Source organism: uncultured Microbulbifer sp. (assembly GCF_947489355.1).
Lineage (GTDB): Bacteria > Pseudomonadota > Gammaproteobacteria > Pseudomonadales > Cellvibrionaceae > Microbulbifer.
The window spans coordinates 150,126-165,261 of record NZ_CANLDD010000003.1; the positions used below are offsets into that span (position 1 = coordinate 150,126).

The following is a 15,136-nucleotide window of genomic DNA, read 5'->3' on the forward strand; positions in this document are numbered from 1 at the left end:
TTTTGTGGATACGTTCATGCGTCGCAATAAACAAATAGGAATACTGCTGGGGTTACTTTGTTGTATGTTTGCTTCAGCTCTAGCGCTTGATGCTGAGGCAGCAAAATATAAGTATCACTACTATGAAGGAAGTTACACCGACGTCCCAGACTTATCCAGCCTGGCTCCAAAAAAAATTGGAATGCTCGATGCTCTATCCTTGTCATCGAAAGAAGTGACACAAGATTACGCATATCTTTTCAAAACAGAGGTGGTTCTTGATTCTTCTGAGGCCTATCGCTTTCAGATTGGGCTGAGGGGAAAGGCACGAGTTACTGTGTCGAACTATGCTCACTCTATTGTTGTTGAGGGCACTGATGTAAATACACTGCACGATATTTTTAGCAGTAGTTACTCAAGCTTTCCTGCAAATTTAAAACTCACTATTGAATACTTGGATAACGTGGGCAATGGTGATATCAAATTGGTTTATTCCAGTTACTATGGTGGACACAACCAGGCATCGATGGATAATCTTGCCTTCCATGAAGACGAATTTCCCGGTGTTAAATACCAGTACTTTGAATATACACCTTCCCAAACGCTGCCCGATTTAGATAGCTTAACGCCCCATACGAGCGGCGATCTTACAACCGTTGAAGTGCCACCGGGTGCCACCGCTGACGGGTTCGGTATTCGCTATCAAGGGTATCTTTCCATCACTGAAGCGGGTAACTACCAGATTGTGACAAACTTTGAGGGCTATAAAACCCGTGAAGTCTGGGCCAGTTACCAGTTTAACCCTGTGCAAAGTAATAATGCTGCCGTTTCATATACTAGTAGTGCCCTGCCACTTGGTTACGGAACCCACGCCTTTATCATAGACCTGCACAAAACCAGCGCGAATCCGTCTATCGATATCCAGGTGATTACCCCTTCGGGTACTAAGCCCCTGGCTGATTTATTGCTTCAAGGGTCGACAAACCCCGACCCGGACCCCGACCCCGATCCAGACCCTGAAGCTGATTCTGATAATGATGGGGTGCCGGATGTGGATGATGATTTTCCCAACGATCCCAATGAAACCACAGACTCTGATAACGATGGTGTTGGTGACAATGCCGATGTTTATCCTAACGATCCATATCGCACAGAGTTAGAATCGGTAACAAACATCAGTGCCAAACTGAGTGCAGGCTCCGTTGAATTATCGTGGACAGTGGTTCCAGCCTCCGACACCTTGGTGACAACCTACAATATTTTCAGCGGTATTCCTGCCAATGGCTTCATAAACTACAGGCTGCTTCAAAATATTGATCGTGGGACTCCGGGTTATACCGATACCTCGGCCACACCGGGCAGTACCTATAGCTATTTAATCGAGTCGGTCATGGCCGACGGCACTCGTGCACCCACGGCACCGGCTATTGCGGTCAATATCCCGGCAAATTTTCCAAATATTAGTAATCTCGATGGCACAAGCGATCAAAACGGTGTGAGTTTGAGCTGGAGTGCGGCCAATATTGTTTCGGGCAGCCAGTTTGTTATTTCCCGATCCTTAGAGGGTGGAGCCTATGAAACTATTGCCACGGTCGCCAGCACTGAAAGTACTTATCTCGATACCGTCGCACCAGCCAATGCCAGCGTAGATTATCAAGTGTTTAACGCTGAAAATTTGAGTGACGGTAATTCCGGTAGCACTTATCAAATTCTCAGCAATATCGAAACCGTCAACGTCATTACCACCGATACCACTCCAGAACCTCAAAGCGGTGTAGTGGATTACAAATATTACGAAGGCAGCTTTACGCCTTTCCCCGATTTTTCTTCGCTGGTACCATTAAACATCGGCAAGATAAATAACCTGGATTTAACACCGGCCCCCGACATCAACAGCGCTAACTACGGCATTACTTACAGCGGTACTTTTCATATCAACGAGGCGGGTGTCTATCTGATATATACCCAGGTGCGCCACATTGACATGCGCATGACCGTGACAAAAAACAATGTCAGCGATGAGCTGTTCAATCTCACTGGTCTTGATCAAAACACGACCTATAACTCTGGTCAGGGCAGATATTGGACCCCCGGTGAATATCAGTTTGAAATTGAGATGATCGCCGGGCGCTCTAACCCGACAATGAGTTTCTCCTATGAGTTCGACGATGGCCCATCACAACCAATTACTAACCTGCTCGGACTTGACTCTGATGAAGACGGTGTAATCGATGCGCTGGATGCCTACCCCAATGATCCCGATCGCACCGAACTTGAAAAACTGACAAATTTAATTGCGCAGGTCGCGGATGAAGCTATTGTCATTGATTGGACAGCTGTGGATATTGTCACGAGCAATGTCGACACCATAGAGCTGCTGCGTCGGGAGTACGGCAGCGGAACTTATACAACGCTTACGAGCTTGCCTGCTACAGCCACTGAATACACAGATTCTTCAGTGCTCAATGGAAAAGCCTATGAATATATAGCCGTCAACCAAACAGCTACGGGTATTACCAGTGCGCAGTCAGATAACAGTGCAGTGTTTATTGCCTATAACAGCAACTCCGTGGATTCTTTCAGCGCCGTTCAGGAGCCTTCCGGTGTACGCTTGAACTGGAACTCTTCCCACAACGGAGAATTTGTGGTCTTACGTGGACTTACCGGTGGGGCGTTAAATGAGTTAACCGTCACCACAGATAAAACGTATTTTGACAACACCGTGCAATCGGGCAGCTCATATGATTACGCAACCCAGGCACGTTTAGTCTTTAGTAACCCCATTACCTCGGCACAGGTTACAGTGGACGGCCCGAGCACTGCACGGGCAACCATTGTCATGCCCAATGCTCTGGTGATGAGTTTAACAAACATGCCTGAGATAGGTGAAGGGCAGTACCAAATACTCAGTGGGCCAAATGCGGCTCCCTCGATTGTGGTTGAAGGCAGTTTCGAAAACGCTCTGGGTAGTGTGACGGTCAAGGCGGTGCTGGACACCCAGGAAATAGCCGCCGATGTAGACGGGCAGAATTTTACGGTGACCCTGCCTCGGCCCACAGAGGCTAGTGCCTGGCAAATTATTGGCAGTGCTGTCAGTGGAAATATTCAACAGCAAGCAGCGCTGACTCTTGAACTCTTGTGGGATGATCAATCTCCTTCTATTGTGATCAACGGAGACAATCCACTGGTTACCGCTGAGGATTTAATTACTGTCACAGGTACAGTAAGTGATGCCCAGGGTGTGCAATCAGTGGTGGTGTCTACTGATCGTCATTCGGGACAAAGCTTCAATGTTTTTGTTGATCAGGACGGAAGCTTTAGTGCTAGTGTACCCATCGAATTCGACGAAAACCGTGTGAAGGTGAGCGCAACGGACAGCGTTGATAACACGGATTACAAAGTGCTTGTCGTACAGCGGGCAAATATCAACCGCCCGGTTATTTCAATCTCCAGTCATATCAATGGACAGCTTGTTAATGTTGACAGGGCGAGTCTGACAGGAGAGCTGACTACTGCACTGAGCCTGGGGGAGACTTCCTTGTACATCAACGGTCAACCGATTGCTCTGACAGAGCAAGCCCAGGGACGCTATAGTTTTGTACTTGCCGATGTGAGCCTGGTAGAAGGTAACAATAAATTCAACTTCGTGGCCAGTGCCGGAGGCGAGCAATCCGAGCTTGCTTTTACATTGCGATATGAAAAGGACGGTGTGCTCAGTCCTCCGGTGCTAGAGTCCTTGACCCCCACACCAGGTGCGACAATTAGCAGCGACTCCTTTATGGTCGCCGGTGCCGTCAGTGCCGATTATCCGTTGACCAATGTGAGTGTTAATGGGCAGCCTGTGCCCATTTATGAAGGCGCGACCTATGTTAACTTCAGCGACCTGATCAATTTCTCCGGTCAGTCTTCTGTGGATGTGGTGATTGAAGCACAATCATTAACAGGACAAAGTCTTATCGAATCCAATACCTACTATTTTGATGACCAGGCGCCGGTCATTGAAACCAGTCTGACAGAAGGTGTTATATGGAATGTGTTTGATAACCCTTATGAGTTAGCCGGTGTGGTTACCGATACCAATTTCTCAACACTTACCGTTAACGGTCAGGTAGTGGATGTTTATCCCGGTGAACAAGAAAATCAATTTATCTTTCAGGCGATTTTAAATCTATCCACGCAAAATCCAGGCGACTTAACCCCCATCGAAGTCAAAGCGTTTGATCAGGCGGGCAATATCTCGGTTAAAAATTATCTGTTGAAACCCCTGCGTGATACAGAAATTGACATAATCGCCCCGCGTATCAACAGTGAGTTTTTAGTCGATGATACACGTTATGATCTGCAGATTCTAGCGCGGGTAAAAAATCTTCCCGATGATCCCTATGTGTTTGGCCGCGTGCGCAAAGTCTCGGAGATGAGCCAGGATGAAATTACTCAACCCGTGGTCACTATACTCTGGAACGATGTGACCACTATGACTCTGCATGACAATGGTGTGGTCACTGGTGAAATTACAATACCTGCAGATTCTGCAAGTTATGTTTTACAGCTTTTTGTTTCTTCTGGATTTCAAAGCATTGACTCCATAAGTTTTGCTAACCGAGGCTTTGTAGTTGAAAACCGTTATACCGCACCTCTTGAGTTGTTACGCACAGAGCCCGTTAATCTCGCTACCGGTATAGAGCCCAACGAACCGGTTGTGCTTTATTTCAACAAAGGTTTTAACCCTGAAAAAATGACGGTAACTGTTACAGAGACGGCCCATGGGAAAACCTATGTCAATAACGATCCTCTAGGAACCAATTTCCTTATGGCCAAAGGGTCTGTTCTTGAAGAGATTCATCGCCAACAATCAATTGTACCTGGCGGACTTTCCCAGTTGCCTGGCGATAATATCTATGCGTTTTACCCCGAGCGCGACTTTGCCTATGACGGCCAGGTGCAAGTGGAGGTGAAGTATCGTGGTGTAGATATTTATGGAGAAGATGAAGAGGAAAAAATCAATCAGTTCCGGTTCCAGATCAGACCACTGCCCACCATGATTGAAGGCGTGGTTGTCGATCAGTTTGGTCAGTCTGTAGAAAATGTGAAGGTCAGTATTGATCAACTAGATCGCGACACGTTCACAGACAACGAGGGCGCGTTTAGCTTCGGATATGGTGATAATGCGACCAATACTATAAAGGGCGGGCTCTATCGATTAAGTATTAATCCCAATTTAACCAATCCCCGTTTTGGTGAAATTAGCAAGCAGGTTAACGTTGCCAATGGCGAGTTAAACAGCGCCGGAGTTATTAAACTTGCCGTACTCAACAAAGCGATGCCGTTTCAGAATCTTGCCAGTGGCAGTTCGGCGGTACTGGCTAACGGGGAGTTGACCATGGACTTAACCAATACTTCTCTCAGATTCCCAAATGGTGCTGAGGAGGGTGGTGTACATGTGAATATGTTACGTGCCCAGGATCTTACGATGCGTGCCATCAGTGGTCTGCAACCTAACTGGGCCTTTGGCCTACAACCGCAAGGTATAACCATAAATGGTAAGTTGGGGCTAAGTATTAAAGCGCCTTCGCTCAATGGCAGCTATGACTACTTGCCGGAGGATGGAAAACTGGTGTTGTTGATGGCGAAAGATCGCGATCAAGACATGATGATCCCAGTGGGTGTTGGCCAAATCAATAATAAGACGATTGAAAGTCTCGCGCCAATTAATGTCCCTGTGCTTGACTACCTGGCCTATGTGCTCGTGCCGGACTCGGCACAAGAGATGTTACAAAGGTATGCCGACGGCGAAATCAGCTACACCGTATTGGTCACTTTGTTGCAGACAGATAACTCACAAAGTGGAACGGTAACCCAGGAGCCAGGTCAGTGATCGCTTCGTTGATATTATGCTCAGCCTCAGCAGAATACGAATTCTTGCAGGGGACAGGCACCCAGGAAATTTATTGTAATTTCTTTGCCAGTGGCATGCCTGAGCCCAACATCGAAGAATTGCCGGACGGTTATTGTTTGACAAAGAAACAAAAAAAGACGCATTCAATAGACAAATCATTTGATCGGTTTTCACCTCGTACCATGCCCAGGTTGGTATTTGCTTTTCCCTGAAACGAGAGTCAGCTTCAGCAGAAAATGCTAGTAACGGCACCACAGAGAACCGAGAGTTAACAGGAGCAAGTAGGGTAATGTTTGCAGGAAGTGATCACAAGCCTAGAATAATCAAAGCGAAAAGAAACTGGCATTATACGCTGTTAACTCTTGTGTTAACTCTTGTGTTTACTCTGGGGTGTATGCCCAACGCTAACGGCTTTATCGGACTCAACCCCTATTGGGCACTCGGTGGCTGGGATATTGTGCGCTGGCGCTCGGGCCATGTGATGGCTCGCGCGGTGATTCTCACAGACAATGGTTTTCCCACTTACGTGGAGTTCGATGAGGCAGGGGAGGAGGCGCGGGAGATTGCCGAGGCCTCCGGTGCTTATCTCGATGCGAGCCTGATGTCTGGGTACCGCTATCGCGATATTGTAAATAACTTTAACCAGGTGGATGAAGACTATGGGGAGACCATCGCGCGCGGTGCCTACGTACTCAGTCGTGATGCGTATCAATCCATGCAATTTACCACTCGCGATGGAAAACCCCTGGGTAATGTACCCCAGTTGCAGGAGTCGACTCTGTCGGTCTTGGTGCGTCATAAAGATCAGATTTTGATTGAAGATATCAATCCGGTTTTATTTGAGGCACCCATCGATTTGACTGATCCTCAGGATGTACCAGAAGATATTAATTCACTGCTGATCAGCAAAGACGGCCGTGTACTGGACCAGGCCGAGGGTACCATCGGGTTTAAGTCTGGCTTTTTTAAAGGTGATGAAGACGGAGTTGGTGCTTACTGGTCAAAATCCCTCAAGGACGATGAGGTCTACGACGGTATTCCGAATGTAGAAATTGAAATCCCCGCAGGAAATATCCACGGCCATGGTGTAACTGATGAAGACGGTTTTTATCACTCTGTCTTTTTATTGGTGCCGTGTCCTGGTTTTTACTTCTCTTATACTGTGCCTATTTACGCAAAGATGCGCTATCGTATGTTCAATCCACGCTCGGCCCGCCATAACACCTTTCATATGGTGGCACCAAGCTATGACGCCTGCAATGGTTATAGCCTGGTGGGTCGCACATCTTTCCCAAACACTAGAACTAATTTTTTAGTGGATACCGCTATGTTGTCGGGGCAGGGTTACCTGGCCAACCCGGCCCCGGGCACTATCCATACCGAAGGAGCCCGAATACCTATTGATAGTAATACAGCCTATGAATTTGAGGAGCCGGAACTGGAAAAAGCTGCCCAGAAAAATTATGATTTTGACGGTGATGATGAACCTGACCGCAGCGTTCTGGGCAAACTCGAAGATGTACAGGTGCCAGACGGGGAGGGTGGTTATACCACCGAGGAGCGGTTTGTTCGTGATGAAGAAGGTTCTCTGCAAGGGGTGTATTTAAGTTCTGGTAATAACAACCCGGATCTACCGGTAACCGATGAGAAAAGCCAGCCGGATTTTGTACGCCTGGCTGATCGGGAAGCAGATTATAACCACCAGGGTCTTCTGCAAACCATTTCCGAAGAAGATTACAAAGACACTGATCTCTATGTATTCCGTCAGTCCAATGGCATGTTGGTAACCCACCGGCGTGGTCTGCGAGACAGCGAGTTTGCGATTCGCAGTAATGACGGCGTGGATACAGATGAAGGAAAAATATTTTATCAAATGCTAGTGCGTGGACCAAAAACACGCACGGGCTCTTTGTCCCTGGGCTTTAGTGATTTCCAAAGTCGTGCGGATATGAACCCAAAGCTTCACGAGCGCGAAGCAGATCACCTGCGCCCAGAAGAGCCCATTTCCATCATCGCGATCAATCGCAAGACCGGTTATATCGGGCGAGTGGAAACTGCGTTTATGGATTACAGTATTCCAGGATTGATTTCTGTGGATATCGATAATCTGGTGATGCGCCCGCCCAATCTTAAAGTGAAAGCCGAGCGGGAGTACACCGTCGATGCGGGTCTGACCAAAAGCGAGGACAAAGACTACCTTATTGGCTATGAAGGCGCCGCGACTACCAGCGATACCATTATCACTATAACGACTGAATGGTTTGATCACGATGGCTCGCCTTTACCGGAAGAGCTTGGTGAGTATGGCTACACGGGCCGGCTTGCAAAGATCACAGGAGATAGAACAGTTTCCACCGATGGGGGGCAGTTGGCTCAGTTTCCGATTAAGCCCGGCCAGCATTTGCAAACTGTGCGCCTAAAAGGGGATTACGCCTCCTCTGAACATTTTTATGTTCAGATTAATGGAGAGCCGGAGAACGAGAATCCTGATTTCAGCACCACCGGTGCCGCCGAAGACGGGCCTTTAATGTATCGGCCCAAACACTATGTGCCCTTCCTTGTGCCGATTTTGGATGAAGATTCCACTATTCGTCAGTACAACGCATATCGTAAACTAAAGCGCGACGAAAATGTCGATAATAGTACACTCGTCGAGCAGGAGCCCATTTATAAGTGGTTCTATCGCCCGGAGATGCAGTTCAGTTTATACGACTTGGAGATGGAAAATATTTATCGTGTCGCCGATGAAGAAAGCAGCGATGGGATTGATATTCTTCCTGAGGAAGCTCCCACGATTACCAGTGGTGATGATCTCGTGAGGCTTGCCTACAATATGGTAGCCCAACAGTTTGAAGCGATGCCATTTTTAGGCGCTGGTCAGCAGTTGGTCTTTGCCTTTGGAGAGGGAGAAATCGAAGCGACCCTCGATAGTAACGCCAATCTTGTGTTTACCAATCTGGAGCATTTTGCCTCCCTTGAGCCCGAAGACTTCTTAAGTATTCGGCTTTACTCCAATAATGATTCGGCGAATATTCTTTGGGAGTATGCCTTTGAGTATTTGATACTAGACACTCAATTAGCCGAATATAACCCGGCTTCTGGAGAAACGCTTTACGTGAGCGCAGATGATCCTGTCGTGCCGCTTCAAGCCTTTGTTTTGGGCTTTGCTAACCGGGATCAAGACCTCAAAGATAAAAATCCGGCACGAATTCGATGGGAGAAAACCGGTTCGGGCAGCTTTACAGACACTGCCGTTGAGACTGATACAGACCTGGGTGTCTTTTTTAACGAGATCACCTTGCCTCCCACAACGGGTGCCACCGCGCAGGTGCGCGCCATACTCAATGATGCCCGGGATTTGCCGGCTGAACTGCCACCATTTGTGGTGGTACCGGGCGTGCCCGCCCAAGCTAACTCTTCCATCAATGTGTCGGGTGATGTGCATATTGCCAAAGCCTCCTCGGCGACTGTGTCTGTCACAATACGTGATAAAAACAACAACCTGGTGGCCGATGGCACAGGTGTGAGCTTTTTGGTAGATGGTGCTCTGGAGTTGGTCTCCAGTGAAGGTGCCACCACCAATGGCGTGGCCACAGCTGTGATTACCGGCAGTGATTATGTAGGTGATGCCGCGATTCAAGTGGTCGCTGGCGATGCCACTTTGACCCACCCGGTAGAGGTGAAGCCACTGAACGTGGCCATGAATGTGGACACACGTTTAGAGCCGGGCGAAAGCAGTAGCTTTAGTTTCACTGTCACAGACTCTTCCGGTAGTGCCGTTTCCGGCGTGGATGTGGAGCTGGGCTCCAATTATGGTTTTGTGAGTGAATCGGTAGTGACTACCGATGCCGCCGGTCAAGCAAGCATCATCTTTACTGCGCCCTTAGGGGAGGGCACCGGTAGTGTGACCGCACAGGTAGGGTTACAAGCGGCAGTCACTGAAGCGGTAGAGGTGAGCTACAGTGGCGCCAGCGACTTGGATGTGAAACACGCGGCCATTATCGGTGACCAGGTCACAGCCGGTAGCTTTGGCCATACCCGCTATGACAATACCCTCATTAATATTCCATTCCCCACAAGTTATGAGATACAGGCCAAAGGGGTTGCAGGTGACCAAGTCAGCGTAACTCTGGGTGATGCCTTTGACCCCAATTACCCTGTTATTGCTGCCTATTATATGAACCTGATTGATGTGGATCAGGTAGCAGATGATACAGGGAAAACCGCATTAACCTCGACTGGCGTATTGCGTGTGCCGGGCACCCGTTTAGGGGCGGGGCATAGCTTTACATTCGATGGTAGCGCTAAATTAGAAGCCAGTAGTGTGCCAGCTCTGGCAGGAGATACCGGCCTGGGTTTCAGTATTGAAGCCAAGCGCATTTCAACAGTCACTGCGGATATTGTGGACCTTGGCAATGGTGCCCTTAGGCTGAAACAAGCCGGTGGCTTTTTAGAGGCCAGCGTTACCACTGATGCCGGTAGTGCCAGTGTCAGCCTGGCCATGCCCCTATTGGAGTGGGTGCAAGCGGCAGTGCACTACCACAATGACACCCTCACACTGTATTTGAATGACCAGAAGGTCAGCACGGCCATTAGCGGTAACCTGAGTGGTGGTACAGCGTTGGTGGTGGGTGATAACTTTATCGGGCAGCTTAATAGCCTTAAATGGTACAACCTAAACGCCAGCCCGGTAATCACCTTTGATGATGGCAGTATCCAAAAGACCGCCACTATAGGCGCCGATGGCACAGCCCCCTTAACGATTGTCAGCACCGGCAGAATGCACACGGCAGGCAGCAGCCTGCCATTGCAGCGCGTGTCAGTGCACTCGCCTTTAATTAAAGAGTACGCGAGTCTTGTGTCCACCGAGGCCTTTGGCCAAATGGCCGGCCTTTATATCGATGCTGTAGCCCCTAGCGCTAGTGTACCGGCCGATAATTTTGCTGCCATGATGCAAATGGGCCAGCCACAATCGCTACTGGCCCAGGCTGGGGTAAACGTCACCCTTTTCCCGCAAGCTCACGCGAGTTTTGCGGGGGACTTCCTCTGGGAGGCAGTAAATTTTATTCTGCCTATTGAGAGTTTTGGCATTGTCTTTGAGCAATTGGGTTACCTTACCGGGTTAAAGGAAGGGGAGTTTGACCCGGTAGAATTTGGTGTGGCGCTGGTGGATGTTCTTACCATCTTTCCACCAGCGGCGCCCTTAAAGGCCGTAGTCAAACCCTTGCAGGCACTGCTAAAAGTCAGCAAAAGGGTTAACCCCAAATTTGCCCGCTACTTTGGGGTAGCCATTAGCCGGGCGTTGCGCAGAGCCAAAACAGGGGACTTGGATACCCTTTGGAACCTGCTGCCGTTTATGGTGCTCGCCGCCGAGCTCTACTTTGACCCGGATGCCCGCGAGGGGCTGGAGTTCTTAATGAGCACGGTCAATAGTGGCGACGATCTGTTAAGCTGGGTGGATTACTTAGCCCTGCCGGCCGATGGATGGGCTGGTGACGGCGAGCCGCCGGCAGTAGACCCTTTCTCAAGCGAAGAAGTTGCGCAGTTTTCACCTTTAAGCTTTTTTATTCCTGCGGCACATGCAAATGCTAGGGGAGTACGCATTGCAATTGGGAAATTAGCGGATGTATTGAAAAGTGCAAAAGGGAAAATAGCACGCAAAGATTTAACCAATTTACCGGATGGCTTGGCGGTCTTAACCCGATTAGCTAAAGATGGTACTTTGCGCAGCCTGCGTAAACATGTGCATAGTGCGGAACTTATGGGGCTGTTTACGCGCTTAAGTGCGCGAGCCTCGGCAAAAGGCATTGGCTCTTTACTAAGCGGTAAAGGCAAACGCCATCACCCCTTAACCATTGCCGCTGCCTTGGCGTATATTGAGTATGAGTTGACCTGTGGGCAGCTACTTGAGGCCGAAGCAGACCCGGATGCGAATATCCCTGAGGGCGAATCCACGCCCAGCGAGGATTTATCATGCAATAATATCGGTTTGGAGTCGGAAAACCGCCAGCAATACTACAAATTACTCACCATGGCCGCCCGGGAAAGCGTCGGTGCACCCGACGGTGCCGTCTACCAGTTGATACACCTGGCCAAATACCTGGCTGCACATAGGGCTGCACCAGGTAGTGCACCAAAAGTTAAACGCATTGAAGCGAGCCGTATGGTGCCGTTTTATCAGGATAATAAAGATATCATTAGTGATATAAATTTTACTAATGGTCAAGGGGTATATCTTCTTGAGAAGAATGACGAGGATAATAAGTTTATGTTTATGCGGCATAGAGTTGTGGATCTTGTCTTAGCAGATAGTAACGGCGTAGAAACCTGGGTGGAATTTAAAAGCTTTGCCCGTAAATCCGATACACAGGCCACGACAGTAAAAACAAATAACCTTAAAACCTGGAAGTTAACCGGCGGCCTTGATGGTGGCAATAATACTAAGGACCACCGACAATTTGTGATTGACCGTGAAGCGGAGATGACTGGCCTTAGTTGGAATTATTATAAAAACGAATCAGAAAACAATGTACGGAATCTCGCCTTTGCGATAGAGAATTTTGAATGGTGCTTTGATAAATTCAAAGCCAAAAACAAAAATGGCAGTATTAAAGAGCAAAATGTAGAGTTGGGCAGTGCCAGCCAAAAAAATACAGTGCTGTGGTATTTAGACAAGGGGCCGAAAGAAGGCAACTTTAGAAAAGTGGGTGAATTGCTTGAAAAAAGTGGTCAGGTAAATGTTGCCAGTAAAACCGGCCACTGCAGTTTTGAGGCCGTTAGAGGTGCACTTGAGGGTGTGGGCTCTGAATTAATAAATGATGCATCTGAAGAATTTATCTTGGAGGTCTAAAATGTTCGAGAATTACCAGTTTAAAACCGATAGAAATGCTCAGTGGGACAGAATTGAGGCCTCTGAGCGGGAAGATGGAAGAGCAGAAGTTTATAATCAAAAAGATAAGGCGTTTTTCTATAACGGATTTGATGAAACTGATTGGCGTAAGGTTGAACCTCATCATGTTGGTAACCTTGCGCTGTATCCAAAGAAAACGATTGCCGGTTGGGAAGACTACTTTAGTTATTTTAAAGACAATCCATTAAAGCCTCACCAAGTTACTGACTTGCAACAAGCACTGTTAGTAGGAAGGGTTGGACGATTGCACCCTCAAGATGATGCCTATTATGTTTGGAACCTTTGGGGTGAAGTCTGGCTCCCAGATTCAATTATAAAAATTGAGATTCCTACAGAAGAACCGATAGCTCCGCTTGACGCAAACTCTGCTTATAGTTGTACTCTGCAAAACCTCACTTACTGGTTAAGAGATGCGGACAATAACAATATCGGAAGCTATTTAGAATATCTACCGCGCTTTATGGATGCCATGCCGCCATTATTGGACGCCCGGTTATTTGATTTCGAGCACTATAAACTCAGGCAGACACTATCTCCTGAGTCGCCAGTGCGCATTGCTATAGGCAAGTCCCGGATGAAACAATTAATCCGTAATGCCCATGGTCTGATAGACCCGGATGATAAAAAACGCAGCCATAAAGTAGCTGTGGCTAAAAACTTTTTTGACGTATTTGATGCTCATAGTGACAAGCTGGGTGAAGATTTCCCGCGCTTTATCGCTGAAGCCTTGGAAGAAGAGTAGGGGACTGGATAATGGAAGCTGATGGAACTCTCTTACTACTGAACCCGAAAGTGGTTTTCCCCAAGCTATTGGTGACTTTTAACTGCATTAGCTGGTCGGCGCTGACCGAGCTTTATCAATTAGCGGGGTTTAAGGAGCCTTTAGAAGAATTAGACTATTCCCTTCTCGTTAATGAAGCCCTACCTACGCAAGGCACCGAAGAGGCTTTGGGTGGTGTAGTGATTTATAGCCTGTCCGATGCCTGGATGTATTTTGCTAAAAAGCTAGTGGAGCAGGGTAGAGATATAGAGCTTTATGGCGTGATTGATCGGGATGGCGGCAATATTGAATACTATGCCGTGCGAGATGGCCTGCGTTTTGTGGGGGAGTTTAGCCGGGAAGGGGATGAGGACAATACCGCTTTAACCGAATGGTTAGCTGTATTGCCAAATGACGTACGGGAATATTTTTTAACCCAGGTTTCGGTGGGGTATGAGGAAGACTAATGCCAGGTTTTATGGAGTGAAGTGATCAGTAATATAGCCAGCATCGGGTTTGTTGAAGTTACTGGTGTGGCCGTAAATCCGATACGCAATCTACGATATTAAAAACAAATAACCTAAAAACCTGGAAGTTAACTGGCGGCCTTGATGGTGGCAATAATACTAAGGACCGCCGGCAGTTTGTGATTGACCGTGAAGCGGAGATGACTGGTCTGAGTTGGAATTACTATAAAGCTGAGTCACCACGCAATGACCGGGATATCGCCTTTGAAATAGAAGATTTTGAATGGTGCTTTGATAAATTCAAAGCCAAAAACAAAAATGGTAGTATTAAAGAGCAAAATGTAGAGTTGGGCAGTGCCAGCCAAAAAAATACAGTGCTATGGTATTTAGATAAGGGGCCGAAAGAAGGCAACTTTAGAAAAGTGGGTGAATTGCTTGAAAAAAGTGGTCAGGTAAATGTTGCCAGTAAAACCGGCCACTGCAGTTTTGATGCCGTTCAAGGGGCGCTTGAAGACGTAGGCTCTGAATTAATAAAACAAGCATCTGAAGAATTTATCTTAGAGGGCTAAAATGTTCGAGAATTACCAGTTTAAAACCGATAGAAATGCTCAGTGGGACAGAATTGAGGCGGATGAGCGGGAAGATGGAAGAGCAGAAGTTTACAATCAAAAAGATAAGGCGCTTTTCTATAATGGATTTAATGAAACTGATTGGCGTAAAAGTGGGCACAACCATGTGGATGGTCTTGGGATGTACCCAAAGAAAACGATTGCCGGCTGGGAAGACTACTTTAGTTATTTTAAAGACAATCCATTAAAGCCTCACCAAGTTACTAGCCTGCAACAAGCGTTGTTGGAAGGAAGGGTTGGACAATTTGCTCACCCTCATGACGATGCCTATTATGTGTGGAACCTTTGGGGAGATACCTGGCTCCCAGAGTCAATTATAAAAATTGAAATTCCTACAGAAGAACCGATAGTTCCGCTTGACGCAAGCTTTGCTTATAGCTGTGCTATGCAAAATCTCACGAACTGGTTAAGAGATGCAGAAAATAACAATATCGGAAGCTATTTAGAATATCTACCGCGTTTTATGGATGCCATGCCGCCATTATTGGACGCCCG

The 15,136-nt window shown here is 47.7% G+C and carries 6 protein-coding genes; all 6 read left to right on the forward strand.

Annotated elements, in window-relative coordinates:
* Positions 1 to 16: 16 nt before the first annotated feature.
* Positions 17 to 5,854 (forward strand): hypothetical protein, encoded by a 5,838-nt coding sequence (locus Q1A48_RS03350; RefSeq protein ID WP_299941179.1) that lies wholly within the window; start codon positions 17 to 19, stop codon positions 5,852 to 5,854.
* A gap of 415 nt (positions 5,855 to 6,269) precedes the next feature.
* Positions 6,270 to 12,725, forward strand: a complete 6,456-nt coding sequence (locus Q1A48_RS03355) for a hypothetical protein (RefSeq protein WP_299941182.1) — start codon at positions 6,270 to 6,272, stop codon at positions 12,723 to 12,725.
* A gap of 1 nt (position 12,726) precedes the next feature.
* Entirely contained in the window at positions 12,727 to 13,527 is an 801-nt protein-coding gene (locus Q1A48_RS03360; RefSeq protein WP_299941185.1) for a hypothetical protein, read from the forward strand.
* A gap of 11 nt (positions 13,528 to 13,538) precedes the next feature.
* The gene (locus tag Q1A48_RS03365; protein WP_299941188.1) at positions 13,539 to 14,012 is read left to right on the forward strand and encodes a hypothetical protein; all 474 of its coding nucleotides are present in this window, start codon (positions 13,539 to 13,541) and stop codon (positions 14,010 to 14,012) included.
* A 179-nt stretch (positions 14,013 to 14,191) separates the two neighbouring features.
* Positions 14,192 to 14,581, forward strand: coding sequence for a hypothetical protein (locus Q1A48_RS03370; RefSeq protein WP_299941190.1), 390 nt, complete (start codon positions 14,192 to 14,194; stop codon positions 14,579 to 14,581).
* 1 nt (position 14,582) lies between these two features.
* The coding region (locus Q1A48_RS03375; protein WP_299941193.1) for a hypothetical protein at positions 14,583 to 15,136 on the forward strand (554 nt) is incomplete at its 3' end.

What these genes read in the sequence shown, in the direction of transcription:
- Q1A48_RS03360 (WP_299941185.1), top strand. Translation starts at nt 12,727, where the DNA reads ATGTTCGAGAATTACCAGTTTAAAACCGATAGAAATGCTCAGTGGGAC.
- Q1A48_RS03350 (WP_299941179.1), top strand. Translation starts at nt 17, where the DNA reads ATGCGTCGCAATAAACAAATAGGAATACTGCTGGGGTTACTTTGTTGT.
- Q1A48_RS03365 (WP_299941188.1), top strand. Translation starts at nt 13,539, where the DNA reads ATGGAAGCTGATGGAACTCTCTTACTACTGAACCCGAAAGTGGTTTTC.
- Q1A48_RS03355 (WP_299941182.1), top strand. Translation starts at nt 6,270, where the DNA reads ATGCCCAACGCTAACGGCTTTATCGGACTCAACCCCTATTGGGCACTC.